Genomic DNA, 25,215 nt, shown 5'->3' with positions numbered 1-25,215 from the left:
GATCAGCTGCAGGCCTTGTTGCCGCCGGACCAGCGATTGACGTCGGCGGCGATGCGCCCGGCGACCGGCTCCTGCATCATCGGGCCGAAGGCCTGGAGGCGTGCCGGGCTGCCCTCGGCCTGGACCACCAGCAGCGGACGGCTTTCCGGGCTGCCCTTGTGAACCAGCAGGATGCGCGGCCGGCCGGAGAAGGAATTAAGCTCCGGCGCGAGCTTATAGGCTGCAAAGGCCGGATCGCCGGATTTGAACCAGCAGGCATTGGCGCCGAGCGCCACGCGCTCCATCGTCGGCAACGCAGCCCGGTTTGGACCTGCTGCCGGTGCCGGCGATTGGCAGGCTGCTACAACAGCGGCGAGAGCAGTCCACAAGGCGGCGTGTGCGACGGAGAGGCGAGGGCGCATTGATCGTGCTCCAGTGATCCGGACGAAGGTCTTTTCGAGTGCATGCCGTTGCCCGCGGTCGGTCTGCGGGCGGCGTGCTTTAAAGGCAGGTTCAGGCGGCGACGACATCGAGCGCCGAGGCGAAGAGGCCGCGGCCGTCCGAACCGCCATGGGCGGCCTCGATCAGATTTTCCGGATGCGGCATCATGCCCAGCACGTTGCCCCTTTCGTTCGTGACGGCGGCAATGTCGTTGAGCGAGCCGTTCGGATTGGTGCCTTCGGCATAACGGAAGACAACCTGGCCATTGCCCTCGATCTTCGCCAACGTCGCTTCGTCGGCGAAATAATTGCCGTCATGATGGGCAACCGGGCAGCGGATGACCTGGCCTTGCGCGTAGGCGCGGGTGAAATCGGTCTCGGCATTGACGACTTCGAGCTTGATCTCCCGGCAAACGAACTTCAGCGAGGCGTTGCGCATCAGTGCGCCCGGCAGCAGGCCGGCCTCGACGAGGATCTGGAAGCCGTTGCAGACGCCGAGCACCTTCACGCCCTTGGCAGCCTTTTCAATGATCGCCTGCATGACCGGCATGCGGGCGGCGATCGCGCCGCAACGCAGATAATCGCCATAGGAAAAGCCGCCCGGGATGACGATCAGGTCGACATCGGGGATCTCGGTTTCCGTCTGCCAGATCGTCACCGGCGGCTTGCCGGAGATCTTGGTCAGGGCGGCGATCATGTCGCGGTCGCGGTTGAGGCCCGGAAGTTGAACGACGGCTGATTTCATGGAGTCCCTGCGTCTGGCGAAAGAAATTGAACTGGAACGCTTTCCGTGAGCCATACTCCATTGTCGGAGACAAAGAAAGAATGACCCTCTGAAAACATGCGGGCCGCATCCACCCGCAGGATGACATACTCACCCTTGCGGCGCATCGCGACGATCCTGGCCGTTTCGACATCGGCCGAGAGATGAACGTGGTGCCGCTGCATCTTCTTCAGACCTTCGCCGGCAATCGACGACCAGCTTGCCAGGGACGTGCCGCGAAAAAGAGCGGCGGGCGGTTCAACCGGCGTCAAGGCGAGATCGACGTCGATGCTATGACCTTGATTGGCGCGAATTCTGTTGTCGGCAAGCGTGAAGCGCTTCTTCGGACTGTTTTCGACGATCTCGATGATGTCGGCGCGGGAAACGTCATATTTCGACGCCAGCGCTTTTTCGAGTTCGTCGAAGGATAACCAGCCCTCGCCATCAAGCGTCAAGCCCTCGGCTTCAGGCGCATGACGCAAAACATAGCTCATATATTTCGAGACTTCCGTCTCCAGCTTTGTCTTCGTCATGACGCCCAACCTCACAATCCGCCGGCCGACGGGTCTGTGATCATCCGTCGATCGCGATTGCGAAGTTCTCGATCACCGTATTGGCGAGCAATTTTTCGCACATGGCTTTGAGCTCGGCCTCGGCCTTGGCTTTGTCGGCGCCTTCGAGCTCCAGGTCGAAGACCTTGCCCTGTCTTACATGGCCGACGCCCGAAAAGCCGAGAGCGCCGAGCGCGCCTTCGATGGCCTTGCCCTGGGGATCGAGAACGCCGTTTTTCAGCGTGACGGTGACACGAGCCTTGATCACTTTGTCTTTCCTGCCCTACTTGACGAGAACCGGGCCGGTGCCGCGCACAGGCTCGTTTTCATTGATGATGCCGAGACGGCGAGCGACTTCGGAATAGGCTTCGAGCAGCCCGCCGAGGTCGCGGCGGAAGCGGTCCTTGTCCATCTTCTCGCGGGTTTCGATGTCCCAGAGCCGGCAGCTGTCCGGCGAGATCTCGTCGGCGAGGATGATGCGCATAAGATCGCCTTCGAACAGGCGGCCGCATTCGATCTTGAAATCGACGAGCTGGATGCCGACGCCGAGGAAGAGACCGGTCATGAAATCGTTGACGCGGATGGCAAGTGCCATGATGTCGTCGAGCTCGGCCGGATTGGCCCAGCCGAAGGCGGTGATGTGCTCTTCGGAGACCATCGGATCGTCGAGCGCATCGGACTTGTAATAGAACTCGATGATCGAGCGGGGCAGCACGACGCCTTCCTCGATACCAAGGCGCTTGGCGAGAGAACCGGCAGCGACGTTGCGCACGACGATCTCCAGCGGGATCATCTCCACTTCCCTGATCAGCTGCTCGCGCATATTGAGCCGGCGGATGAAATGGGTGGGGATGCCGATCTTGTTCAGGTGGCTGAAGATATATTCGGAAATGCGGTTGTTGAGGACGCCCTTGCCGTCGATGACTTCGTGTTTCTTCTTGTTGAAGGCGGTGGCATCGTCCTTGAAGAACTGGATCAAAGTGCCCGGCTCCGGACCCTCATACAGAATCTTTGCCTTGCCCTCGTAGATACGGCGGCGACGGTTCATCTTGGTCATTCTCTGTTGTTGGCGCTCTTGGGATAGCGCGAGTGGATCGATCTCGTGGCGTCCCCTTAAAGGAAAAGAGTGTGTTTCACAATCCGCCTGTCGCTCCTTCCCCGGTTTCCGGATTTCGTGGCCCCGGTTCCCGGATTTGGTGGCCCTATTTCCGGATTTTACGGAATAGCGCCAAGAGAATCGAATGAATTCGCTTTACGAGTCTAGCGGCTTTTCCTCTACGGTGGAATGAAGGCGAAATGGCGGGCCGCTTATACAGGTTTTATTTGACTCTTCTGCTTGGCAGCGAGCGGCGAAGATGCGTCTGCAGGCCGCGCGCGGCGGTCAGCCCGAGGCGCCAGCATCCGGCGCGAATGAAGGAGGGGATCTGCATGGCCGGCATCGGCCGGGCGAGCGCATAGCCCTGCAGCGTGTCGCAGCCGAGTTGCTCCAGAATGCGGATATGATCCGCCGTCTCGACGCCCTCGGCAATGACGAGAATATTGAGCGAGCGCCCGATATCGATGATCGCGCCGACGAGCTTACGCTGCTCGGCCGAGTGCGGCAGCATGCGGATCAGCTCGCGATCAATCTTCAGCGTGTTCGGGCTCAGGCGCAGAAGACTGACGATCGAGGCGTGGCCGGTGCCGAAGTCGTCGATATGGATGTCGATGCCGAGCTTGCGCAGCTTTTTCAAATTGGCGGCCACCGCCTCGTCGCAATCGTCGAGCGAGATCGATTCCAGCAGTTCGAAGGCGATGGCGCCGGGTTCGATCTTCAGGGCGCGGAGCTTTTTGCCGAGGTCGGGATCGGTCAGCCGCCGGGCGGAAACGTTGACCGATATTTTGGGGATCGACAGCCCATCCTTGATCCAGGCACGCCGGTCTGCCAGCGCGCGCTCCAGGATCAAGGCGTCGATCGTCGAGACGACGTCGAGATCCTCGGCGATATCGAGAAAGCGATCCGGCGTCAGCAGCCCGTGCACGGGGTGTTGCCAGCGGGCGAGCGTCTCGATGCCTGTGACATCGAGCGTGCGGGCGTCGAACTGCAACTGATAGAACGGCACGAATTCATCGCGCTCCAGGCCGATGAGGATTTCATCGGCGAGCTGCTTGGCGGAGACGATATCGTTGCGGGCCGATGCCGAGAAGAATTCGAAGCGGTTTCGGCCAAGACCCTTGGCGCGATAGAGCGCAATGTCGGCGTCGAGCAGCGTCTGCTTGGCGTCGAGCTTGGCGCCGCCATCGACCGCGATGCCGATGCTGGCGCCGAAACGGCAGTCATGGCCCTCATATCTGACGGGCCGGCGCAATTCGCGGATCAAGCGTTCGGCCAGGCTGGCGATCTTCTTCAATGCAGCATCGACGGCGCAGAGGATGACAAATTCGTCACCGCCGATACGCGCGACGAAATCAGCGGCGCGAACGGAATGTCTGAGCACATTTGCGGTGTGTTGCAGCATGGCGTCGCCCGCACGATGGCCGAGGGTATCGTTGATCTGCTTGAAGCGGTCGAGATCGATATGCAGAACCGCCAAAGCGAGGCCGTTAGCCCGGCATTCTGCCGCGCGGTCGTCCAGCATCTTGTCGAGATAACGGCGGTTCGGCAGACCAGTGAGATAATCGTGCAAGGCCAGATGCTCGATGCTCTCCTTGGCGGCTTCGAGTTCGCGGTTACGGGCTTCCGCCAGTTCCTTGGCGCGCTGCAGCTCGTTGCGAAGCGCGACCTCCTCGGTGACGTCCCAATTGGCGCCGATCAGTTTGCGTTGGCCATTGCCGTCGACGAAGAAGGCCGAGCGGGCACGGATGATTCGTTCGACTCCGTCGCCGCGGATGATGCGGTATTCCTGCTGAAAATCGCTGCCGCTTTCGACGCTGCGATCGGCGAGGCCGAGCACGCGTTCACGGTCATCCGGATGCAGGCTCTTGGCCCAGGCGTCACCGCCGATCTTGCGTGCCGCACCCTGCAAGCCGTAGATGGCAATCAGGCGATCATCCCATTCGACGACGTCATTTTCGATATCGGCCTCGAAGACGCCGATGCGGGAAATTTCCAGCGCCAGGTCGAGCCGGCGCGACAGGCGCGACAGCGTCTCCTCGGCTTCCTTGCGGGCGGTGATATCGATATCCGTTCCAACGACGCGCGTCGGTACGCCATTCTCATCCCACTCGACGCAGGCCCCACGGCAGTCGATCCAGACCCAGTGGCCGTCCCTGTGGCGTTCACGATATTGGAAGATCTGATAATCCGGATCGCCGGCATTCTGCCGCTCGATCGCATGGGCGACGAAGTCGCGGTCGTCGGGGTGGACGAGTTGCAGCCAAGCCTCGTAGTCGCCGGCGACGTCCTCGTCCGGCGCCATTCCCCGGATGGTTTTCCACGTCGGCGAATAATATTTGCGGTTTAGACGGTAATTGTGGTCCCATACGCCGAGGCCGGAACCAACAAGCGCATGGTTCCAGCGGCTCTCGCGCTCAGCCAGATCAGAATCGTCGGTCGACCCATCGCCGGCCTCAGCCGCTGCAGGATCGCCATGCGCTTCATGGGCCCCTGAATGGGCTTTCCTCACGGGCATTCTCGCTGATTTCATCTCGGCGCAGTCTGCGGCACTTCTATTAAGAAAGCCTTAGAAAGTAATCGCTGAAATGACGAGCGCCGGGTCTCCCAAATCAGACAGAGAGGCGGCTGAGGAACTGGGCGAAGACCATTGTTCCTTCCGGCCAGGGGCCGTGCCCGGATTCAGCGCTGATATGTCCCGCCTCGCCGGCATCGACGAGGAAGGAACCCCAGCAACTGGCGATATCGTCGGCATGCTCGTAGCTGCCGAACGGATCATTGCGGCTAGCGACGGTGATGGAAGGGAAGGGCAGTGGGTCGCGCGGATAGGGCCCGAAGGTCATCAGGTGCTTGGGGCGGATATCCGGATTGGTGACTTCAGGCGGAGCGACGAGGAAAGCGCCTGCCACCCGCTTGCGGAAATGCGGGATGGCATGGATTGCCGAGGGCACGCCGAGCGAATGGGCGACGAGCACAACGGGGCGGGTCGAGGCGTTCACCTCTTCGGCGATACGGGCGATCCAGTCCTCGCGGACCGGCTTCGTCCATTCGGCCTGTTCGACGCGCCGCGCCGTGCTGAGCTTCGCCTCCCAGCGGCTCTGCCAATGGCCGGGGCCGGAATTGGTATAGCCGGGGATGATAAGGATATCTGCGTCTGAGGCTTTCATAATGCCGCCGATGTGAGAAAGCCCGCCCAAGATGTCAAGAGGGGGCGGCAAGGGAGAGAGCGACACGGGCGATGAATTTTGTTATGTTGCTCCAGTGCCGGTTGCGGATTTCGTATCGGCTTGCCCGCCGATGCCTATCCGCGGCCGACCAAAGTCTCGGCTGAGGAGGAGAAAGCCATGGCGGCATTTCATGTCATGACGGGTGCCAGTGAAAACCTGGCGCGGCCCGTGGTCAATCGTATTAGTATCGCCGACGTCTTCGACGCGCTGAAGCGCGGGCTCGACGATTTCAGTGAAAAGCCTTCCCACTATGTGTTCTTGTGCCTGATGTATCCAATCGCCGGCGTCTTCCTGACGCTGTGGACCTCCGGCGCCAACCTGCTGCCGATGGTATTCCCGCTGATGTCCGGTTTCGTGCTGATCGGTCCGATTGCGGCGATCGGTCTTTATGAGATCAGCCGCCGACGCGAGGAAGGCCTCGATACGTCATGGACGCATGCGCTTGAGGTGCGCCATTCGCCGGCGCTGCCATCGATCATCGCCGTCGGACTGATGCTCTTTGCCCTTTTCGTCGTCTGGCTGGTGACGGCACAGACGCTGTACGCCAATCTTCTCGGTGATGTGTTCCCGCGCACCATGACGGACTTCACCCGCCAGGTCTTCGGTACGGCCCAGGGCCTGCAGTTGATCATCTGGGGCAATCTCATCGGTTTTGTCTTCGCGCTCGTCGTGCTGGCGATATCGGTCATCACCTTTCCGCTTCTGCTCGACCGCGACGTCGGAGCGGTTGCCGCCGTCGTGACCTCGATTCGTGCGACGATCGCCAATCCGGTACCGGTGCTGCTCTGGGGCCTGATCGTCGCCGGACTTCTCGTCGTCGGCACCATCCCGGTCTTTGCCGGACTCGCACTCGTTATCCCGATCCTCGGCCACGCGACCTGGCATCTCTACCGCAAGCTGATTGCGCGGGAAGCTGTGTAGCTTCGGTCCTGCCCGCGGGAAAACCTTGATACCGTGGGATCCCCGATTTTCGGGAACCTCGAACCTGCCTCGGAGTTTTTTTACTCCGAGGAGAGATTTCAGAGGTGATGATGACGCATCTGTTTGCCCGCTTCGCAAGCAAGACATCGGAATGGGCGGGTAAGCCCGTCATCTTCATCCTGGCACTGTGCGTCGTTATTATCTGGGCCTTGCTCGGACCTTTCTTCGACTATTCGGAAACCTGGCAGCTCATCATCAACACGGGAACGACCATCATCACCTTCCTGATGGTCTTCGTCCTGCAGAACGCCCAGACGCGCGACACCCGGGCAATCCAAGCCAAACTCAACGAAATCATTTTGACAAGCCATGCGGAGAACCGCTTTATCGGCATCGAAAATCTCGACGAGGAAGAGCTGAAACATCTCGACGAACTGGTCGCCAAGGCCGCCAAGGGGCGGGGGCAGACGGAGGCCTGCCAAACGACCGAGATTGCGCAAGCGATGCCACCACCGAAAAAGGCGCAGGCGCGCAAACGCTCTGCGAATGCCAAAGCATCGAAGCAGAAACAACGGCCACTTGAGAAAAGCTAAACCATCATCCATTCCTGCAATCACAAAAAGAAAAAGACAGAAATGAAAACGGCGCCTGCGTAGTCCCCGTCAGTCTGTTAAAAAAGTCTCGTCCGTCATGCTCGGCCTTGTGCCGAGCATCTAACCACTGCAGTTTCTTGACAGGAAAACATCTATTTTCAGTCACTTAACTGGGTCGGCGCAGATCCTCGGCACAACAAAGCCGAGGATGACGTCGCGGCTTTCGCAGTGGTTTGTCAACAGTCGGACGGCGGCTACAAGACGCCGTCACATCGTTGCAGTCCGCTCAAGCGTTGCCGAAGACGCGGCGGAAGATCGTGTCGACGTGTTTGGTGTGATATCCGAGATCGAACTTCTCCCGAATATCCTCCTCGGACAAGGCAGCCCTGACCTCAGCGTCAGCCAGCAGCTCTTCCAGAAAATCCTTGCCCTGTTCCCAGACTTTCATGGCATTGCGCTGCACCAGCCGGTAGGCGTCTTCGCGGGAGGTGCCGGCCTGGGTCAGCGCCAGGAGGACGCGCTGGGAGTGGACGAGGCCGCGGAACTTGTTGAGGTTCTTCTCCATGTTTTCGGGATAGACCAGCAGCTTTTCGACGACGCCGGCCAGACGCGACAGGGCGAAATCGAGGGTGACTGTGGCGTCCGGGCCGATCATGCGTTCGACCGAGGAATGGGAGATATCGCGCTCGTGCCAGAGGGCGACGTTTTCCATGGCCGGCATGGCGTAGGAGCGGACCATGCGGGCAAGGCCGGTAAGGTTTTCGGTCAGCACCGGGTTACGCTTGTGCGGCATGGCCGAGGAGCCCTTCTGGCCGGGCGAGAAGTATTCTTCCGCCTCCAGCACTTCGGTGCGCTGCAGATGGCGGATTTCGGTCGCGAGCCGCTCGATCGACGAGGCGACAACACCGAGGGTCGCGAAATACATGGCGTGGCGGTCGCGCGGGATGACCTGGGTCGAGACCGGCTCGGCCTTCAGGCCGAGTGCTTCGGCGACATGTTCCTCGACGCGCGGATCGATATTGGCGAAGGTGCCGACGGCGCCCGAGATGGCGCAGGTCGCGACTTCCTCGCGGGCAGCGACGAGACGCTGGCGGCAGCGCTCGAATTCGGCATAGGCAAGCGCCAGCTTGACGCCGAAGGTGGTCGGCTCGGCATGGATGCCGTGCGAGCGGCCGATGGTGACGGTGTCCTTGTGTTCGAAGGCGCGGGTTTTCAGTGCTGCGAGCAGCCGGTCGAGATCGGCGATGAGGATATCAGTGGCGCGCACCAGCTGGACGTTGAAGCAGGTGTCGAGCACGTCTGATGAGGTCATGCCCTGGTGGACGAAGCGCGCATCCGGGCCGACGATTTCGGCGAGGTGAGTCAGGAAGGCGATGACGTCATGCTTGGTGACCGCCTCGATTTCGTCGATGCGGGCGACGTCGAAGGTGGCCGCACCCCCTTTTTCCCAGATTGTCCTTGCCGCCGATTTCGGGATGACGCCGAGTTCGGCCAGCGCGTCGCAGGCATGCGCCTCGATCTCGAACCAGATGCGGAACTTGGTTTCGGGAGACCAGATGGCGACCATTTCGGGCCGGGAGTAACGCGGGATCATGGGCGGCTGCCTTCACTTCGAGAGGTTTGCTTCATTGAGTTAGCGCCCCTGTAGCAAAGACCGGCGGCAATCTCAACGCATGCGTTTGGTGAGATGATAGCTGCTGACGACAAGGCAGACGAGGCCGAGCGGCAGGAAAAGGCGAAGGCCGATCACCAGGAACTGGTAGACGGCACTGATGCCGGTGAAGACAAACTGGAAGGCCCAGGCGACGCTGCCGAAGGGCGCGTGCCAGCGCGAATAGAAGATCCGGTATTCCATGGCGAAGAGGAAGGCGGTCATCAGGATCGTGGCTGCCGTCAGCGTCACGAAAAAGGCGGCGAAGCGCGCTTCCGGTGGCCTGTTATAGGCAAAAAACCGAGCGACCGGCAGGGCGAAGGGCCAGGAGAGCAGGCCGCCGAGAAAATAGAGTGCCGCCACCTCGGCGAGCCGGCTCGTCTCGAGGCCGTTGCGGAGGTAAAGGCCGAGCATGGCGGCGGCCAGCATCTGCACGCCCCAGAGCAACGCGCCGGCAAAGAGATCGGAGGAGGGCGGCTTTGCCGCCCTTAGGCGATCCATCCTGGGGCGATCCATGCTCAGGGATGGACCGGGACGGCGATCCAGCGTCCGTTCCTCTCAGCATCGAAGGCGAGAACCAGCGCAATGTGAATTTGATTTCCGTCTTCAGGCTGGTAGACCACCGCGCCGCCGATCCTGAATTCGACCGAGCATGTGCGCTCGGCCGGAACAGCCGTTGCCTGCCGCGCAGCCTGACGGTTCGGGACACCTTCCTTCTCGATCATCTGCAGGCTGAAACCAAGGACACGCTTGTCGACCGTTGCGCATTCCTTCGGCGTCGGCACCGGCATCTCGCCGAGTGAGAGCGTATAGGGCGTCTTCGGTGGCCCATCGATCGCAAGTGTGGTGTAGCGAAGTGTCTTCGAGGGCGAGCCGAGCTCGGTTGGTGGGTTGAAGGCGGCAATCAGACCCGGATTTGTCAGAAGGTCGTACTTATCCATCTGGCTGCGCGCCGCCGTTAAGTTCTGCCGGCGGGCCCTGGAAAGATTGGCGTCCTTATCCGTCAGTTCGGTGCGAAAGGGGGTGCCTTCGAGATATTGGCCGCCGTCGGTATTGATGAAGTAGGTTTCCGAATAGGGAGTCTTGCTGTTTTCTTTGATGCCGAATTCCTGAAATGCGAAGACCTTGCCGTCAGCGGAAAAGCCGATCGGCTGAATGCTGGCAATGTCTCCGGCCAGCGACAAGCCGGGCAGGCCGGCCAATGCGGCGGCAATCATGCCACCAAAGATCAGACGCTTCCTCATGCTCGTGCCCCTTCGGCTGCCTGACGCAATTCGGCGACGGTCTTACGATAGCTGTCGACCGTACCGCCCTTGAAAATTGCCGAGCCGGCGACGAGCACGTTGCCGCCGGCGCGCGCGATATCAGGCGCCGTTTCTACGGTGACGCCGCCGTCGACCTCGAGTTCGATCGGCCGGTCACCGATCAGAGACTTTGCCGCGGCGATCTTGGCCGTCATCGCCGGAATGAATTTCTGCCCGCCGAAACCGGGATTTACCGACATGATGAGGATGAGGTCGACGTCGTCGACCACGTTCTCGATGGCGCTCAGCGGCGTCGCCGGATTGATCGTCACGCCGACCTTCTTGCCAAGATTGCGGATGGTTTGCAGCGAGCGGTGCAGATGTGGCCCGGATTCGGCATGCACGGTGATGCGGTCGCAGCCCGCCTTGGCGAAGGCTTCGAGGTAGTCATCGACCGGAGAGATCATCAGATGGCAGTCGAAAGTGGCATTCGTATGGGAACGCAGCGACTTGATGACATCGGGACCGAAGGAGATGTTCGGCACGAAATGCCCATCCATCACGTCAAGGTGGATCCAGTCGGCGCCGGCGGCCGTTACGTCGCGCACCTCCTCGCCGAGCCTGGCGAAATCCGCCGCGAGGATCGAAGGGGCAATGCGAATGGGCAGCGTCATCAAGTCTTACTCCCGTATGGGCGCCATCTGCGCACGGCGCCGGAATTCAGGGCTGGCGGCCGCTCATTGCGTCGGCGCAGCAGGTGGAAAAAAGCCATTGCCCCGCCATTCAAGCAGGCGGTAGGGGTTTTGCGAAAGTTCGTGCGCGCCGGTGAAGGCGACCGCGCCGATCGGTGTCTGGAACGTCGTGCCGACAAGGGTCTCCCGCAGCGGCTTACCGGCGGCAGCGGCGGCTTCGGCCGCCTGGCCGGCAATTAGGGCCGCCGCCAGGGATGGCAGGACATAACCTTCAGGCTCGGTGCCCTTGGCGCGCAAAGCGCCGGCCGCCGGCGCGCCTTCTGGCAAAAGCGCATATTCGGGCAGGGCGACCGCACGCACGCCGGGGGCGAGAGGCAGCGGCTGATCGGCGGCGCGCATGGCGTCGCCGCCGAGGATCGACAGCGGAATGTTTTCCGCCTTGGCGTCGCGGGCCATGACGGCGACATCGTTGCGGTCGCCGCCAACGAAGACCCTTGTGGCGCCGGCCCGTTTCAGGCGGCGGACGAGGGCGATCTGCTGCTCCTGTCCCGGCCGGTAGGTATCGGTGAAAACTGGCTTCAGGCCGTTCTGCTCCAGCGCATTGCGCACAGCTTCCGTCAGTTCGCGGCCATGAATGGTGCCGTCCTCGATCAGCGCGATCGGGTCGGCTGCCCAGTCCTTGAGGATCACCTCGATGATCTTTGCCGCCTCAGTGCCGTCGGCCGGTGCCAAGCGGAAGAGCGGCCAGCCGTTTTTCAGCGCATCCTCCATCAGGATGCGCGAACGTGCCGAAACGGTGATCGCGGGAATATTGGCGTCCTTCAGCTTCGGCAGTGCGCCTTCCAGCGTCTCACTGCAGAGAAAACCAACGGCAATCTGCACCTTGGCACTCACGAGCGCATCGGCGACCGCCGCGCCGCTATTGTCCTCGCAGGTCTCGTTGACGGCGACGAGCGTATTGCCTGATTGCTGGATCTCGAAACCGGCGCCGGCGGCGATCTGCGCGCCGAGCAGGCCGAGCGGCCCGCCCTGCGGGGCGACGACGCCGATCGTCACGCCGGCCGCATGACCTTGCGCCGCCGTTCCGAGCAGCGTCAGAAAGGCTGCTATGCCACGCAGGTTGATCATGAAAGGCGAAGATCCCTAGCCATCGTCCATGCCCTTTTATCCGTAAGGCCGCAATCGTCAAAGAAAAACAAGCGGAACCCAGCGCTTTTCACCGGTCCTATTGTAGAAAAGGTAACCGATGCTCGCCATATTGGCGCGATAGCAACTCGAACTACGGTGCCGGACCTCATTTCAGTCGCGCAAAGGACACTGTAGCATTTTGAATTGCTGCATAGTTCTCTTAAATCGATCCCGATTTAAGGAACGACGCAGGCAGAAGAGCGCGCGGGAGAAGCACGTGTTGAACAGGCAGCATATCGACCCCGGCCTTTATCGCGATGCCATGAGCCGTTATGCCGGTCATGTGCAGCTCGTGACGACGGCGATGGAAGGTCTGCGCCGCGGCGTCACCATCACCGCCGCCTGCTCGGTCTCGGACAACCCGGCTTCGGTGCTGATCTGCCTAAACAATACCAATCCGAAGAACGAGATCTTTTTCCGCAGCGGCATCTTCGTGCTCAACACGCTCGGCGCCCACCACCAGGCCGTCGCCGACGCTTTTTCCGGGCGCACCGCGATTGCCAATGACGAGCGCTTCGCCAGCGGCCGTTTCGACACGCTCGTCACCGGCGCCCCCGTTCTTGCCGATGCGCTCGCCGCCTTCGATTGCCGGGTGACCGACATCAAGGAAATGCCGACACACAATGTCATCTTCGGTGAGGTTGCCGCCGTCCGCTTCAGCGAGAAGCACCCGGCGCTCATCTATATGAACCGGGATTATCACACGCTGTAACGCGGCTGGCGGGTATGCGAGGAAACAGAGAATGGATAATGCCGGGATCGAGGAAATGTTTCAGGGGCTCGGCCCCGTCACGATCAAGCGCATGTTCGGAGGCAAGGGCATCTATCATCTCGGGCGCATCGTCGCCGTCGAAGTGCGCGACGAGATGCTGCTGAAAGCCGATGAGACGAGTGCACCGGAATTTGCTGCCGCCGGCGCCACGCAATGGGCCTATGAAGTCAAAAAGGGCAAGCCGGTGAAAATGCCCTACTGGTCGATTCCTGAAGAGGCTTACGACGATCCCGATCTGATGGCGAAGTGGGTGCGGCTCGCCTATGAGGCGGCGCTTCGCGCCGAAAGTTGAGCGGGTGGCAAGGCTGCGATCGCCGCCTTGGTGAAGGCTGACAGCGGTTCCGGCAAATCCGTCAAGGGAAACCAGCCGAAATCCGAAAGCTTGTCCGGCTCGGTCAATTACGGCTCGCCATCGACGTCGCGCGCGAGGTAAAGGATGGAGATCCAGTGCTGGCGGTCGGCATCGATGATCTGTTCGGTCATGCCGATGCGCTCGATCCGGCCGATCCTGAGGCCGGTTTCTTCCTCGGCCTCGCGGCGCGCAGCTTCTTCAGCCGGCTCCATGTGATCGACCTTGCCGCCGACGATGTTCCAGTAGCCGGTTTCAGGTGGGCGCATGCGCTTGTAGAGAAGGATCCTACCTTGGCGTAGGATCACCAAGCCGACGCCAAGGCCCGGGAAGTCGACGCCAGGCTTGCCCAATGGATGTTAGACCTTGGCGCTGCCGGCGATCAGCATGAAGGCGGGGATATCGTCGCCGAAACCGACCGGAGTCGGGCCGTCATCGTGATCACGATGACGGCGGCGGTCGCGGCTGTCGTCATTTGCCGGATAAGGCCGATTGTTGCGCGCATTGTTTTGCGGCTTCTGCTCTGCTTTGCGCTCGTTCTTCACGACTTCGGCCTTTGCTGGTGCTGCTGTGATCACTTGGACGTCATTATCCTGTATGTCGTTATCAGATTTATGACTCGCAGTACTGTGTCTGCCGCGTCCGCGCCCGCGATCCTTGTCGCCACGTTCGCGTCCGTTGCGGCGAGGACGGTCGCTGTCCTTGCCTTCTTCCGCCGGTGGCAGCGAGTTCAGGTCGCCATTCAGCCATTCGACATTTTCGCCGATCAGCCTCTCGATGGCGTCAACGAATTTCGTGTCGCGCTTGGTGACGAGAGTGAAGGCGGCGCCGGATCGGCCGGCGCGGCCGGTGCGGCCGATGCGGTGGACATAGTCCTCGGAGTGGATCGGCACGTCGAAATTGAAGACGTGGCTGACATCGGGAATGTCGAGACCGCGGGCGGCAACGTCGGAGGCCACCAGCAGCTGGAGGTTACCGTCACGGAAGTTCTGCAGCATCGTCGTGCGGGAACGCTGGTCCATGTCGCCATGCAACGCACCGACGGAGAAGCCGTGGCGTTCGAGCGAACGGAAGAGATCGGCGACATCCTTCTTGCGGTTGCAGAAGATGATGGCGTTCTTGAGTTCGGTCTGGGCGCGGACCAGCTCACGCAGAACCGCGCGCTTCTCGTAATCCTTGCTGTGCGAGGCGACGAAGCGCTGCGTCACGGTCTTTGCGGCCGAAGCGGGCTTTGCCACCTCGATACGCTCCGGGTTCTGCAGGAACCGGTCGGCGAGCTTCTGGATCTCCGGCGGCATGGTGGCCGAGAAGAACAGCGTCTGGCGGGTGAAGGGGATGAGCTTGGCGATGCGCTCGATGTCGGGAATGAATCCCATGTCGAGCATGCGGTCGGCCTCGTCGATGACAAGGATTTCGACGCCGCTCATCAAGAGCTTGCCGCGCTCGAAATGGTCGAGCAGGCGGCCGGGCGTGCAGATCAGCACGTCGGCGCCGCGCTCGAGCTTGCGATCCTGGTCCTCGAACGAAACGCCGCCGATCAGAAGGGCGACATTGAGGCGGTGGTTCTTGCCGTACTTCTCGAAATTCTCGGCGACCTGAGCGGCGAGTTCGCGCGTCGGCTCGAGGATCAGCGTGCGGGGCATGCGGGCGCGGGCGCGGCCCTTTTCCAGAAGCGACAGCATCGGCAGGACAAAGGATGCCGTCTTGCCGGTGCCCGTCTGCGCGATGCCGCAAATATCGCGGCGTTCGAGCGCAAAAGGAATGGCTCCCGCCTGAATAGGCGTGGGGGTCGAATAGCCCGCATCGGCAACGGCCGATAGCACTTTTTGGCTCAAGCCAAGGTCAGCGAATGTCGTCAAAGGGAAAACTGTTTCCGTTCCGGTTCGGCCGAGCTCTGAACGAGTCGGCGGGATTGCATGCCGCAATGCAGCGCGACATAGCCCCGAATGGCCGGCAAGTCAAGAAATAGAGAGGCCGCACCCTGTGCAGAATGAAGCTTTGGTTACCGGGCGGGTATTACTTGATATAGGTGGCGAGTTTAAGGCCCGCATTCATGAAATATACTGGATCGACCGCATGGCCGTTCTGGCGCACTTCATAATGCAGATGGGTACCGGTCGAGCGGCCGGTGCTGCCGGCAAGGCCGATGACGTCGTTGCGGTCGACCGTATCGCCGGCCGTGACCAGAACCTGGGACATGTGGCCATAACGCGTCGAGATGCCGTTGCCGTGATCGATCTCGACCATATTGCCGTAACCGCCTGTCCAGCCGGCTGATATCACCTTGCCGGGCGCTGTCGGGCGGATCTTTTCGCCCGGCGAAAATCGGAAGTCTACGCCGGAATGCAGCGCCAGGCGGCCCAGGAAAGGATCGCGCCGGTTGCCGAAGGGGCTGGTCATTTCCTTGCCGACGGCGGGGTTGCGGAAGGGCAGGGATTCGGCGGTGTTACGCACAGCTTCGAGCCGTGTCAGCGCGCCGTCGAGAGCGATCAGCGAATTGTTGAAATCATCATTGCTCTCCGGCTCGACGAACGGGCCGCCAACGGCGCTGTCATCCCAGTCCTGCTTGGTAGCGGTCTCGGGCATCGGAATCTTGAACCGGGTCAGCACGCTCTCGATGGCATTGGCGGCATTGCCGGCGTCGCTCGTCAGTTGCTCGATGCGGTTGCGCTGGTCCTGTTCGACATCCTTCAGCGACAGCGTCACCTTGGAGAAGATGCGGTCGGCGCGATCGCCGACCGTCTCTGTGGCCGGCACGTAAGCAAGAGTCGTATTGTCGGGAGTGGCGTCGGCTGGTGCGCCGCCTGCGAGCTGTTTCTCGATAGCCTCGATGCCGCTTTCGCCGAGCGAAGCGCGCTTATCCTTAATGGCCGGGGCATAGGATTGCGCAGGCGAAGACGGCGCGCTGTCCTTATCTGTGAGCCCGGAGCTTTCGGCACGATCGAGCAAGTTGTCGAGTTTGCCGTGGCGTGAGGTGAGCGCCATCTGCTGCTCCATCAGCTTGTCGACTTTGTCTTCCACTACCTGTTGGTCAAGAAGTTGACGGGAGGTGATGCGGTCGACCTGGGCGCGAAGGGCGGCGATGCGGTCCTCATAGTCGTGCTGCATGCGGGCCTGGCGCGCCATAGTGGCGCCGATCAGGTCGTCGCGCAGGACGAGATAGGAGGTCGCCAGGAGATAGCCGATGGAAAAGACGCCGAGGAAGCAGAAGGCGAGAGCGGCCATCCACGGGCGAACTGTCATGTGGCGGACCTTGTCACCGCTTGCCAGGATCAGAATATGTTCCTGCGCCCGCTTGCCGAATACCCGGTGCTGATGTCCGCCGTTCACGCAGGCTCTCCCGATTGATGCTCTACGCCTCTTTCGGAAAATTAGACACGTTTATGGTTAATGAATGCTTTCGTCGTCGCGGTTTACGTTAGAAAATCGATCAGCTCATGCATGGCTGATCGATGCCAGGGAGCGGTAGAAGGATGGCGTCAGCCCGGCTTCGGCGCGAGCGAGATCGTTGAAAGGCGGCTTCAGCGGCCCGCGGAAATTGGCGCGCACCAGTTCCTGAAAGGCCTTTGCCGGATCGCGTTTCTCCCGCGCGCAGAGGAAGCGGAACCATTTGGCGCCGACGGCGACGTGACCTTTCTCGTCGTTGTAGATGACATCGAGCACCGCAGCGCTTTCGAGATCGCCGGTCTCACGCATCTTCGCCTGCAACGAAGGGGTGACGTCGAGACCGCGGGCTTCCAGAATGAGCGGCACGACGGCGAGTCTCGCCGTGAGATCATTGCGCGTCGAATGAGCCGCCTGCCACAACCCGTCATGGGCGGGAAGATCGCCGTAATCGGCGCCGAGATCGTTGAGGCGGGCGCGCACCATGCGGAAATGCTTCGCTTCCTCGAAGGCGACCTGCATCCAGCCGTCGAAGAAGGAATTGGGCACAGGCTCGGTCGCGAATCGTGCGACGATATCGAGCGCCAGATCGACAGCGTTGAGCTCGATATGAGCAATGGCATGGAGAAGGGCGATCCGGCCTTTCAGCGTGTGCAGCGAGCGCCTTTCCACCTGGGTCGGCGGCGTCAGTACCGGTTTCTCGGGGCGACCGGGCCTCTCCGGCAGGGCTGCGTCGAGCGGTGAGCGCAGCGACACCCGGCGGGCGAACCAGCGGGTGGCGCTTTCCTGCGCAAGGGCGGTCTTGCGGTCGAGATCGGCTGAGCGGATGGCGTCGATAGCGCCGCCGCGCAGCGAGCTTATCGCGAGATCACCGGTCACGCGGCCAGGTTCCTGACGGCTTCGAGGACGGTCTCGGCATGGCCCTGCACCTTCACCTTCTGCCAGATCGTCGCGATCGTGCCGTCCTGGCGGATGAGGAAAGTCGTGCGCTCCACGCCCATGAAATTGCGGCCGTACATACTCTTTTCCTTCCAGACACCGTAGGCCTGGAGCGTCGTCTTCTCTTCGTCGGAGGCGAGCGCCACCGAAAGACGGTGCTTTTTGATGAACTTGTCATGGCAGGCTGCCGAATCGGGTGACATGCCGATAACGGCAGCACCTGCTGCTTCAAACTCCGGCGCCAGCGCTGTGAAAGCCAGCGATTCAGCCGTGCAGCCTGTCGTGTCGTCCTTGGGGTAGAAGAAGATAACGAGGGGCCGGCCGTGAAAATCGGAAAGCGAGACACGGCCGCCGCCATCGCGGGGGAGGTTGAAGTCGGGGGCCAGGGCACCGATGCCGGGAACCGCCATTGGGAAAACCTTTCTTTTGCCGGGTTTATGGATGACACTCTCTGTCCCCGAATTATATATTGGACGGAAACCCGTCCAGCATGGCCGGGTTCAATTCTTCGATTTAAGGGAGAGCCCGAGGGCGCATGTCAGCCATCCGCGGCGAAAAGGTCACGTTTCGCAAGAAGGATATCGTTGCGCTGGACCGCTTGCCGTCCGCTCAGGCCGAGGATCCGATCATCGTTCATTGCCCGCCGCCGCGTTCGCCGATGCGCCGGACGGCGAAGCTGACGTCAGTTTTTCTAGGACTGATTCTCATTATCCTTGCTGCCATCGTGTTCACCATCGAAGGCGGCATGTTCGACAAGCCGCTGTCTCAGCAGGCGCAGGCGGCGCTTGATGGCGTGGCGGGACCGCGTTACCGCGCCGAAGTCGGCTCCACCGTCATCCGTTTCACCTCCGACTTCCGACTGGCGCTGGAAGCGCGCAACGTCAATATGATCGACCAGAAGAGCGGCCAGCACCTGTCGACGACGGGTTCGGTGCGCCTGGGCCTCGATCCGCTGCAGCTTTTCCGCGGCCGCATCGCCGTTGCGGATATCGAAGCGGAGGATATCGCACTCGACACCGCGCTTCTGCCCTCCGGCAACCCGGTCAAGCTTGACGATCTGCGCCTCGACGCCATGCCGGCGGCGATGGAGACGATCTTCGCGCAACTCGACGTGTTCGACAGCATCGTGACGCGCGGCTCGACGAATTCGGTGCGCATCTCCGGCATCGACATCAAGCTTGCCGATACCGCGAACGGCCCGCTGTCGCTCGTCGTCGACAATCTGGTGTTTGCTCTTGGCGGGCCATCCTCGCTGCAATTGAGAGGCGAGGTGGCGCTTAACGGCGAGGTGGCGGAACTCGACGTGCTGGCCGAGAAGGAAGACGGCCAGGTGTCGAAGGTGACGGCAACGCTCAAGCATGCGAACCTGACGCCGTTTACGCTGAAGCGCAACGATCAGGGCGTGATACGGCAGGGACTTAACACTTTTGCCGATCTGACGGTGTCGGCCACCAGGGCGCGCGATGGCGTCGAGCCGGCGCTCGGGGCGACGATCGACGTCGATCCCGGTCTGATCTATGCCGACGGCGATCCGCAGGAACTGTCGGGCGGGCAAATCAATCTGGCCTATGACTTCGTCAAGCAGACAGTCGAGATCGCTAAATCGAATCTCCGGTTCGGCGCAACCACGCTGCCCCTCAACGGCGCGCTGATCGATCTCGACAAACTCGATCCTAAAGCCGGCAAGGGCTTCGGCATCGATCTGCTCGTCAGCGGCGGCACTGCCGCCCCGAGCGGCTCCGGCGAAGAGCCTGTTGCTTTCGACGTCCAGGCGACCGGACGCTATATGGTCGCCGGCCGGGAATTCCTGTTTCCCAATATGACTGTCTCCAGCCCGCTCGGCGCGCTCTACGGGGCGTTGCACATCAGGCTCGGTGACAAATCGCCGGAAATCAGCTTTGCCGGCCAGTCCAGAGAGCTGCAGACGACGGCGATCAAGCAGCTCTGGCCGTTCTGGATGGCGCCCAAGGTGCGCACTTGGGTGCATGGCAATCTCTTCGGCGGCACCGTGACCGATGCCTCGATTTCAGTCTTCATTCCCTTCGGTCGGCTTGACGAGGCAGCCGGCGGCAAAGGATTGAAGCTCGACACCAATCAGATCCGCATCGGCTTCGATATTGCAGGCGCGCGGATGAACGTCGCCGGCGACATTCCGCCGGTCCGTGATACGGCGGCGCATTTCGATCTGACCGGTCCCGTTGCAACGATTTCGATCAAGAGCGGCATGTCCTATTTTCCTTCCGGCCGGTCCGTCGGCCTCGGGCAGGGAACGTTCGTCATACCGTCCGCCTACGACAAACCCCTGATGGCCGATATCGATCTTGCGGTCTCGGGCGCGGCGGACGCCATAGGCGAGCTCCTCACCTATAAGCCAATCCGGGTGCTGCAGCGCGCGGGCTTTACGCCCGACGATTTCAAGGGGCATATCGATGCGAATGTGAAGGCGCATTTCGGACTACTGTCGTCACAAAACCCGCCGCCGGCCGAGTGGAAGGCCGCCATGAAGCTCGCGGACGTCGATCTTGCCAAGCCGTTTTCCGGCCGCACGATCAGCAATGTCAGCGGCATGCTGAACGGCGATCCGAAGCAGATCACGCTCGACGCCAAAGGCGAGATCGACGGCATTCCTGCCGATATCGATCTGACCGAGCCGGTCGAGGCGTCGTCTGGTGTGCAGCGGCAGCGCGTGATTACGGCGACGCTCTCCGATGAGCAGCGCAGCAAGGTGATGCCCGGGCTTTCCGATATCGTCAGGGGCAACCTGAAGATGGTGCTGACGCGGATCGACGATGACCGGCAAGACGTTCAGCTCGACCTCACCAAATCGATGCTCGACCTGCCCTGGATCGGCTGGTCGAAAGGTAGCGGCATTGCCGCCTCCGCGGAATTCGAAATGTCCGGGCCGCCCGAGAATACCGAGATCAAGAGTTTCCGGCTGAAGGGTGACGGCTTCGGCGCCAGCGGATCGCTTGTTGTCGGCAAGACCGGCCTTATCTCGGCGGATTTCGACAGCGTCAGGCTCTCCTCGCTCGACGATTTCGCTCTGTCGGTCAAACGCAGCAAGGGCAATTTCGACGTCTCCGTTTCCGGTGACAGCGCCGATGCGCGGCCGATCATCGCCCGATTAAAATCGGGCTCGGAGGGCGGCGAGGACGGCGATGGCGGCAACACCGGCGTATCGGTGCGCGCCAAGCTGAAAAACGTCGTCGGCTTCAATGACGAGAAGGTCGGCAATTTCCAGGCGCAGGTGTCACTGCGCGGCGACAGGCTGCAGACGCTGAATTTTTCCGGCATCACGGACAGCGGCGAGGCCGTTGTCAGCCAGATGAAGGACGGCGGTGTCATCAATATCACCAGCGGGGACGCCGGTGCGGTATCGCGTTTTGCCGATCTCTATCAGCACATACAGGGCGGCCTGCTCAACCTGGCTATCCGGCTTTCGCCGCAGGGTGGATGGGACGGCTCGCTAGATGTGCGCCGCTTCTCGATCGTCAACGAACAGCGCCTGCATTCGATCGTCTCGACACCTGTCGGAAACGAGCAGCGAAGCCTCAATGAGGCGGTCAAACGCGACATCGACACCTCTTCGCAACGCTTCCAGCGCGGCTTTGCCCGCGTCATCTCGCGCAATGGCATGGTCGGTATCGAGAACGGCGTGCTGCGCGGCGACCAGATCGGCGCGACTTTCCAGGGCGTGGTGCGCGACCGCAAGGGCAATATGGATATGACCGGCACCTTCATGCCGGCCTATGGCCTCAACCGCCTCTTTGCCGAATTGCCGCTGATCGGCGTCATCCTCGGCAATGGCAGCGACCGCGGCCTGATCGGCATCACCTTCAAGCTCACCGGCAAGTTCGACCAGCCGAACCTGCAGATCAATCCGCTATCGATCATCGCGCCTGGTGTTTTCCGGCAGATTTTCGAATTCCAGTGAGGAAAAGCGACTTAGATATCTTTCCGCCTGAGGAGATAGTCGAGACCGCCGACTCGATACCAGCGGTAGCCATAGGCATCGAGCATGACCGTGTGGCGCCCTTTGTCGTCGGCTTCGCTGCTTGCCCCATCGGCAATATCGATCAGCAATCGCCCGAGTTCACCAACATCAGGATCGAAGGTCACTTCCGTCGGGTGCGGATGCAGGTTATGCAGGATCAGCACCGAATTGCCGCGCCAGTCATAGCGCAGCGCCAGCACGCCGTCGTCACCTGTGTCGACCGTTGAGAAATCGCCCCAGCCGATCTCGGGAGCCTCCTTGCGCATCCGGATCATCCGCTCGGTCCAGTTCAAGAGCGAATTCGGATCGCGCCGCTGGACGGCGACATTGATATGTTCGAAACCGTAGGGGCCGTCCTTTATAACAGGCGAAACGGACTTCGCGCTTTTGGTGAAACCGCCTTCCGGCTCCGTCGACCATTGCATCGGCGTGCGCGCGCAGCTGCGCTCCGGCAGGCACAAATCGTCGCCCATGCCGATTTCATCGCCGTAGCGGATGACTGGCGTTCCGGGCAGCGAGAACAGCAGGCTGTAGGCCAGCTCGATCCTGCGACGGTCGCCGCCGAGCATGGGCGCGAGGCGCCGGCGGATGCCCCTGTCGTAAAGCTGCATGCCCTTTTCGGGGCCAAACGCGGCGAATACCGCGTCGCGCTGCTTATCCGTCAGGCGACCGAGATCGAGTTCATCGTGATTGCGAAGAAACAGCCCCCATTGCGCGGTCGCCGGGCGCGGCTTGGTGACCTCCATCGCCTTCTTCAGAGGCCGCGTGTCGGCGGTCGCGAGCGCATAAAACAGCGTCTGATTGACTTGGAAATTGAACATCATCTGCATGCGGTCGCCGTCGTCGCCGAAATATTCGAAATTGTCCTTCGGCAGGATATTGGCTTCCGCCAGCACGATGGAGTCTCCCAGGCGCCATTGCAGGAATTCGCGAAACTTTCTCAGCATGTCAAACTGCTCGACCGGCTTGGTGACCTCGGCGCCCTTCGTGGCAATGATGAAAGGGGCAGCGTCCATCCGGAAGCCCGAGACGCCGAGCTGAATCCAGAAGCCCATTATCTTGAGGATCTCCGCCTGCACCTCAGGATTGGAGGTGTTGAGATCAGGCTGGTGATCGTAGAAGCGGTGGAAATAATAGGCCCTGGCTTTTTCGTCATAGGTCCAGGTCGTCTTCTGGACACCCGGGAAGACCATGCCCTGATCAGCGTTTGCAGGCTTTTTGTCTGACCAGACGTACCAGTCGCGATAGCGTGACTGTGGATCGCTTCTGGCGTCTTCGAACCAGGGATGATCCTTCGAGGTGTGATTGATCACCAGATCGATCAACACCCGGATGCCCCGCTGTTTGGCACCATGGGTGAACTCGACGAAGTCGCCGAGCGAGCCATAGCGCGGGTCTACATTATAGTAATCGGAAACGTCGTAGCCGTCGTCGCGACCGGGCGAAGTCTGGAACGGCATGAGCCAGATTGCCGTCACGCCGAGGCCGGAGAGATAGTCGAGACGGCGCATCAGGCCTTGAAAATCACCGACGCCGTCGCCGTTCGCATCCATGAAGGTCTCGACGGACAGGCAGTAGATGACGGCGTTCTTATACCAGAGGTCGTTGATCATGACGGCGCTCCAAATGCATCTGGTCGCAAATCCCGTCGGGCGGAAAAGGTTCCGGGAGGGCGATATCGTGGCGCGGCCGGTTGGATAATCGTGATCTATAGCGACAGGCTGGTCATTGATGCTTTGCTTATTTTAGATAATTCTGATGTATTGTTGGTGCCAGCTGCAGCAGAGGCTGGCGCAATGTCGGAGAATGCCATGCAGTGCGCCCGGACAGTCTCTTTCCTATCGGCCACCATGATGGCCGTGACAGTCGGTGAGGCCTCGAATTCTGCAGAAAGGGGCGCACGGCTGAAGCCGGTGAAGAGCATCCCCTCCGAGCATGTCCTGCTGGTTCCGCTCGACGCAAAGATGACGCCGCCGATCTTCTCGATCGGCTGGTGGTCGCGCGTACGACCCGCTTCGGAGGTCAATCCGCCCGGACCTCTCCTTCGAGAGACGAAACAAGACGAAGCGGAATACCGATGGCGGGCCGACTGATCCCGCGCCAAAGGAAAAGCCGGCGTGGCGGCCGGCTTCAAGGTGCGTCTAATTCGAAGCCACCTACGCCGCGCGGCGGATCAGGATGTGCTTCTTCTTGCCGAGCGAGAGCTTGATGACGCCATCGGCGGTGATTTCGCCGCTGCCGATCAGGCGACGTTCGTCGCTGACAGCCTCATCATTGATGCGCACTGCGCCGCCCTGGACGTGGCGACGAGCCTCGCCGTTGGAGCCGGCCAGGCCGGCGCGGACCATCAGCGAGAGCAGGCCGATGCCGCCGTCAAGCTCCGTGGCCGGGATCTCGACCGAAGGCAGGTTTTCGGCAACGCGGCCTTCCTCAAAGGTGGTGCGCGCCGTTTCGGCGGACGCCTCGGCTGCCTCACGACCGTGGACGATCGCGGTCGCTTCCGTGGCGAGAATCTTCTTCGCCTCGTTGATTTCGGCACCGCGGAGGGCCTCGAGTCTGGCAATCTCGGCCAGCGGCAGGCGGGTGAAGATCTTCAGGAATCGGCCGACATCGGCATCCTCGGTGTTGCGCCAGTACTGCCAGAAATCATAGGGGCTGAAGACGTCCTCGTTCAGCCAGACGGCGCCGGAGGCGGTCTTGCCCATCTTGGCGCCCGAGCTCGTGGTCAGAAGCGGCGTCGTCAGGGCGTAGAGCTGCGGCGTCCCCATGCGGTGACCGAGATCGACGCCGTTGATGATGTTGCCCCACTGATCCGAACCGCCCATCTGCAGGCGGCAGCCGTAGCGGCGGCTGAGCTCGACGAAGTCATAACCCTGCATGATCATGTAGTTGAATTCGAGGAAGGAGAGCGACTGCTCCCGGTCGAGGCGCAGCTTGACGCTGTCGAAGGAGAGCATGCGGTTGACCGAGAAATGCCGGCCGACGTCGCGCAGGAATTCGATATAGTTGAGCTTCATCAGCCAGTCGGCATTGTTGACCATGAAGGCATCGGTCGGGCCGTCTCCGAAGCGCAGGATGCGAGAGAAGATCTTTTTAATGCCTTCGATGTTGGTGGAGATCGCCTCCGGCGTCAGAAGCTTGCGCTGCTCGTCACGGAAGGAGGGGTCGCCGACCATCGAGGTGCCGCCGCCCATCAGTGCGATCGGCCGGTGGCCGGTCTCTTGCAGCCAGTACAGCATGGTGGCGGAGATCAAGTTGCCGATATGCAGGCTCGTCGCCGTTGCGTCGTAGCCGACATAGGCCGTCACGACCTCCTTCGCGAACAGGTGGTCGAGGCCGCTTTCATCGGAAACCTGATGAATGAAGCCGCGCTCTTTCAGCGTGCGGAGGAAATCGGACTTGAACTCGGACATGGCTTTCGTCTCTTCGTGCCTG

Annotated in this window: 24 protein-coding genes and 1 pseudogene; 6 read left to right on the top strand and 19 right to left on the bottom strand. The window is 61.3% G+C overall.

From position 1 onward, the window contains the following. Nucleotides 1-2 precede the first annotated feature (2 nt). The 7 genes from NMA58_RS10410 to NMA58_RS10380 form a co-directional block, all read right to left on the bottom strand. Nucleotides 3-401, bottom strand: a complete 399-nt coding sequence (locus NMA58_RS10410) for a hypothetical protein (protein ID WP_434713241.1) — start codon at nucleotides 399-401, stop codon at nucleotides 3-5. Nucleotides 402-492: 91 nt separating this feature from the next. Continuing rightward, the gene (gene purQ / locus NMA58_RS10405) at nucleotides 493-1,164 is read right to left on the bottom strand and encodes a phosphoribosylformylglycinamidine synthase subunit PurQ (RefSeq protein ID WP_434713240.1); all 672 of its coding nucleotides are present in this window, start codon (nucleotides 1,162-1,164) and stop codon (nucleotides 493-495) included. Next, nucleotides 1,161-1,715 carry an RNA 2'-phosphotransferase gene (locus tag NMA58_RS10400; protein WP_434713239.1) on the bottom strand — a complete coding sequence of 185 codons (555 nt, stop codon included), beginning with the start codon at nucleotides 1,713-1,715 and terminating at the stop codon, nucleotides 1,161-1,163. The genes purQ and NMA58_RS10400 overlap by 4 nt, the downstream gene beginning before the upstream one ends. Before the next feature lie 40 nt (nucleotides 1,716-1,755). Continuing rightward, complete coding sequence (purS, locus tag NMA58_RS10395; protein ID WP_434713238.1) at nucleotides 1,756-2,001, bottom strand: phosphoribosylformylglycinamidine synthase subunit PurS; 246 nt, start codon at nucleotides 1,999-2,001, stop codon at nucleotides 1,756-1,758. Nucleotides 2,002-2,016: 15 nt separating this feature from the next. After that, a complete protein-coding gene (gene purC / locus NMA58_RS10390) occupies nucleotides 2,017-2,781 on the bottom strand; it encodes a phosphoribosylaminoimidazolesuccinocarboxamide synthase (protein WP_085780082.1) in 765 nt (254 codons plus the stop codon). Between the two features lie 271 nt (nucleotides 2,782-3,052). Further along, complete coding sequence (locus NMA58_RS10385) at nucleotides 3,053-5,344, bottom strand: putative bifunctional diguanylate cyclase/phosphodiesterase (protein ID WP_434713237.1); 2,292 nt, start codon at nucleotides 5,342-5,344, stop codon at nucleotides 3,053-3,055. Nucleotides 5,345-5,438: 94 nt separating this feature from the next. Further along, the gene (locus NMA58_RS10380; protein ID WP_085778306.1) at nucleotides 5,439-5,993 is read right to left on the bottom strand and encodes an RBBP9/YdeN family alpha/beta hydrolase; all 555 of its coding nucleotides are present in this window, start codon (nucleotides 5,991-5,993) and stop codon (nucleotides 5,439-5,441) included. 177 nt (nucleotides 5,994-6,170) lie between these two features. Between NMA58_RS10380 and NMA58_RS10375 the strand changes: the two genes are divergently transcribed. Together NMA58_RS10375 and NMA58_RS10370 are read left to right on the top strand one after the other, a co-directional pair. Then, complete coding sequence (locus NMA58_RS10375; RefSeq protein WP_085778305.1) at nucleotides 6,171-6,974, top strand: DUF2189 domain-containing protein; 804 nt, start codon at nucleotides 6,171-6,173, stop codon at nucleotides 6,972-6,974. A 110-nt stretch (nucleotides 6,975-7,084) separates the two neighbouring features. Further along, nucleotides 7,085-7,567 carry a low affinity iron permease family protein gene (locus NMA58_RS10370; RefSeq protein WP_434713405.1) on the top strand — a complete coding sequence of 161 codons (483 nt, stop codon included), beginning with the start codon at nucleotides 7,085-7,087 and terminating at the stop codon, nucleotides 7,565-7,567. A gap of 286 nt (nucleotides 7,568-7,853) precedes the next feature. Here NMA58_RS10370 and purB read toward each other — a convergent pair whose 3' ends face one another. The 5 genes from purB to NMA58_RS10345 all read right to left on the bottom strand — a co-directional run bounded on the left by purB (nucleotide 7,854) and on the right by NMA58_RS10345 (nucleotide 12,282). Continuing rightward, a complete protein-coding gene (gene purB / locus NMA58_RS10365) occupies nucleotides 7,854-9,161 on the bottom strand; it encodes an adenylosuccinate lyase (RefSeq protein WP_097599261.1) in 1,308 nt (435 codons plus the stop codon). Nucleotides 9,162-9,233: 72 nt separating this feature from the next. Next, nucleotides 9,234-9,719, bottom strand: coding sequence for a hypothetical protein (locus NMA58_RS10360; protein ID WP_097599262.1), 486 nt, complete (start codon nucleotides 9,717-9,719; stop codon nucleotides 9,234-9,236). Between the two features lie 17 nt (nucleotides 9,720-9,736). Next, nucleotides 9,737-10,462, bottom strand: a complete 726-nt coding sequence (locus NMA58_RS10355) for a DUF2259 domain-containing protein (RefSeq protein ID WP_430959434.1) — start codon at nucleotides 10,460-10,462, stop codon at nucleotides 9,737-9,739. Next, nucleotides 10,459-11,136: a ribulose-phosphate 3-epimerase gene (gene rpe / locus NMA58_RS10350; protein ID WP_434713236.1), complete on the bottom strand. Its 678-nt coding sequence runs from the start codon at nucleotides 11,134-11,136 to the stop codon at nucleotides 10,459-10,461. The genes NMA58_RS10355 and rpe overlap by 4 nt, the downstream gene beginning before the upstream one ends. Nucleotides 11,137-11,199: 63 nt before the next feature. Further along, a complete protein-coding gene (locus tag NMA58_RS10345; protein WP_285193759.1) occupies nucleotides 11,200-12,282 on the bottom strand; it encodes an ABC transporter substrate-binding protein in 1,083 nt (360 codons plus the stop codon). A gap of 277 nt (nucleotides 12,283-12,559) precedes the next feature. Here NMA58_RS10345 and NMA58_RS10340 point away from each other — a divergent pair, with 277 nt between their 5' ends. Together NMA58_RS10340 and NMA58_RS10335 are read left to right on the top strand one after the other, a co-directional pair. After that, the gene (locus NMA58_RS10340; RefSeq protein WP_085778299.1) at nucleotides 12,560-13,054 is read left to right on the top strand and encodes a flavin reductase; all 495 of its coding nucleotides are present in this window, start codon (nucleotides 12,560-12,562) and stop codon (nucleotides 13,052-13,054) included. A 31-nt stretch (nucleotides 13,055-13,085) separates the two neighbouring features. Next, nucleotides 13,086-13,406 (top strand): TfoX/Sxy family protein, encoded by a 321-nt coding sequence (locus tag NMA58_RS10335; protein ID WP_434713235.1) that lies wholly within the window; start codon nucleotides 13,086-13,088, stop codon nucleotides 13,404-13,406. Here NMA58_RS10335 and NMA58_RS10330 read toward each other — a convergent pair. The 5 genes and pseudogenes from NMA58_RS10330 to NMA58_RS10310 all read right to left on the bottom strand — a co-directional run bounded on the left by NMA58_RS10330 (nucleotide 13,376) and on the right by NMA58_RS10310 (nucleotide 18,196). Continuing rightward, nucleotides 13,376-13,816 (bottom strand): annotated as a pseudogene (locus NMA58_RS10330) (NUDIX domain-containing protein). The gene NMA58_RS10335 and the pseudogene NMA58_RS10330 sit on opposite strands and share 31 nt — an antisense overlap. Nucleotides 13,817-13,822: 6 nt before the next feature. Continuing rightward, on the bottom strand, nucleotides 13,823-15,322 hold the full coding sequence (locus NMA58_RS10325) for a DEAD/DEAH box helicase (protein WP_085778297.1): 1,500 nt from the start codon (nucleotides 15,320-15,322) through the stop codon (nucleotides 13,823-13,825). A 157-nt stretch (nucleotides 15,323-15,479) separates the two neighbouring features. Continuing rightward, a complete protein-coding gene (locus NMA58_RS10320) occupies nucleotides 15,480-16,793 on the bottom strand; it encodes a peptidoglycan DD-metalloendopeptidase family protein (protein ID WP_097599270.1) in 1,314 nt (437 codons plus the stop codon). Nucleotides 16,794-16,898: 105 nt separating this feature from the next. After that, nucleotides 16,899-17,726 (bottom strand): ferritin-like domain-containing protein, encoded by an 828-nt coding sequence (locus tag NMA58_RS10315; RefSeq protein ID WP_097599271.1) that lies wholly within the window; start codon nucleotides 17,724-17,726, stop codon nucleotides 16,899-16,901. Then, nucleotides 17,723-18,196 (bottom strand): peroxiredoxin, encoded by a 474-nt coding sequence (locus NMA58_RS10310; protein WP_183700307.1) that lies wholly within the window; start codon nucleotides 18,194-18,196, stop codon nucleotides 17,723-17,725. The genes NMA58_RS10315 and NMA58_RS10310 overlap by 4 nt, the downstream gene beginning before the upstream one ends. A 125-nt stretch (nucleotides 18,197-18,321) precedes the next feature. On the opposite strand from NMA58_RS10310, the gene NMA58_RS10305 reads away from it, so the two are divergent. Then, nucleotides 18,322-21,720 carry a hypothetical protein gene (locus NMA58_RS10305; RefSeq protein WP_434713234.1) on the top strand — a complete coding sequence of 1,133 codons (3,399 nt, stop codon included), beginning with the start codon at nucleotides 18,322-18,324 and terminating at the stop codon, nucleotides 21,718-21,720. 11 nt (nucleotides 21,721-21,731) lie between these two features. Here the strand turns inward: NMA58_RS10305 and NMA58_RS10300 are convergent, their stop codons facing one another. Beyond that, nucleotides 21,732-23,393: an alpha-amylase family protein gene (locus tag NMA58_RS10300; RefSeq protein WP_085780080.1), complete on the bottom strand. Its 1,662-nt coding sequence runs from the start codon at nucleotides 23,391-23,393 to the stop codon at nucleotides 21,732-21,734. A gap of 183 nt (nucleotides 23,394-23,576) precedes the next feature. On the opposite strand from NMA58_RS10300, the gene NMA58_RS10295 reads away from it, so the two are divergent. Then, on the top strand, nucleotides 23,577-23,873 hold the full coding sequence (locus NMA58_RS10295) for a hypothetical protein (protein ID WP_434713404.1): 297 nt from the start codon (nucleotides 23,577-23,579) through the stop codon (nucleotides 23,871-23,873). Nucleotides 23,874-23,936: 63 nt separating this feature from the next. Here NMA58_RS10295 and tyrS read toward each other — a convergent pair whose 3' ends face one another. Continuing rightward, on the bottom strand, nucleotides 23,937-25,193 hold the full coding sequence (tyrS, locus tag NMA58_RS10290) for a tyrosine--tRNA ligase (RefSeq protein WP_434713233.1): 1,257 nt from the start codon (nucleotides 25,191-25,193) through the stop codon (nucleotides 23,937-23,939). Nucleotides 25,194-25,215 lie beyond the last annotated feature (22 nt).

The sequence above is a fragment of the Rhizobium sp. YTUHZ045 genome, from assembly GCF_051124255.1.
Taxonomy (GTDB): domain Bacteria; phylum Pseudomonadota; class Alphaproteobacteria; order Rhizobiales; family Rhizobiaceae; genus Rhizobium.
The sequence above is the reverse complement of the archived record's forward strand: the minus strand, read 5'-3'. Positions and strand labels throughout refer to the sequence as shown.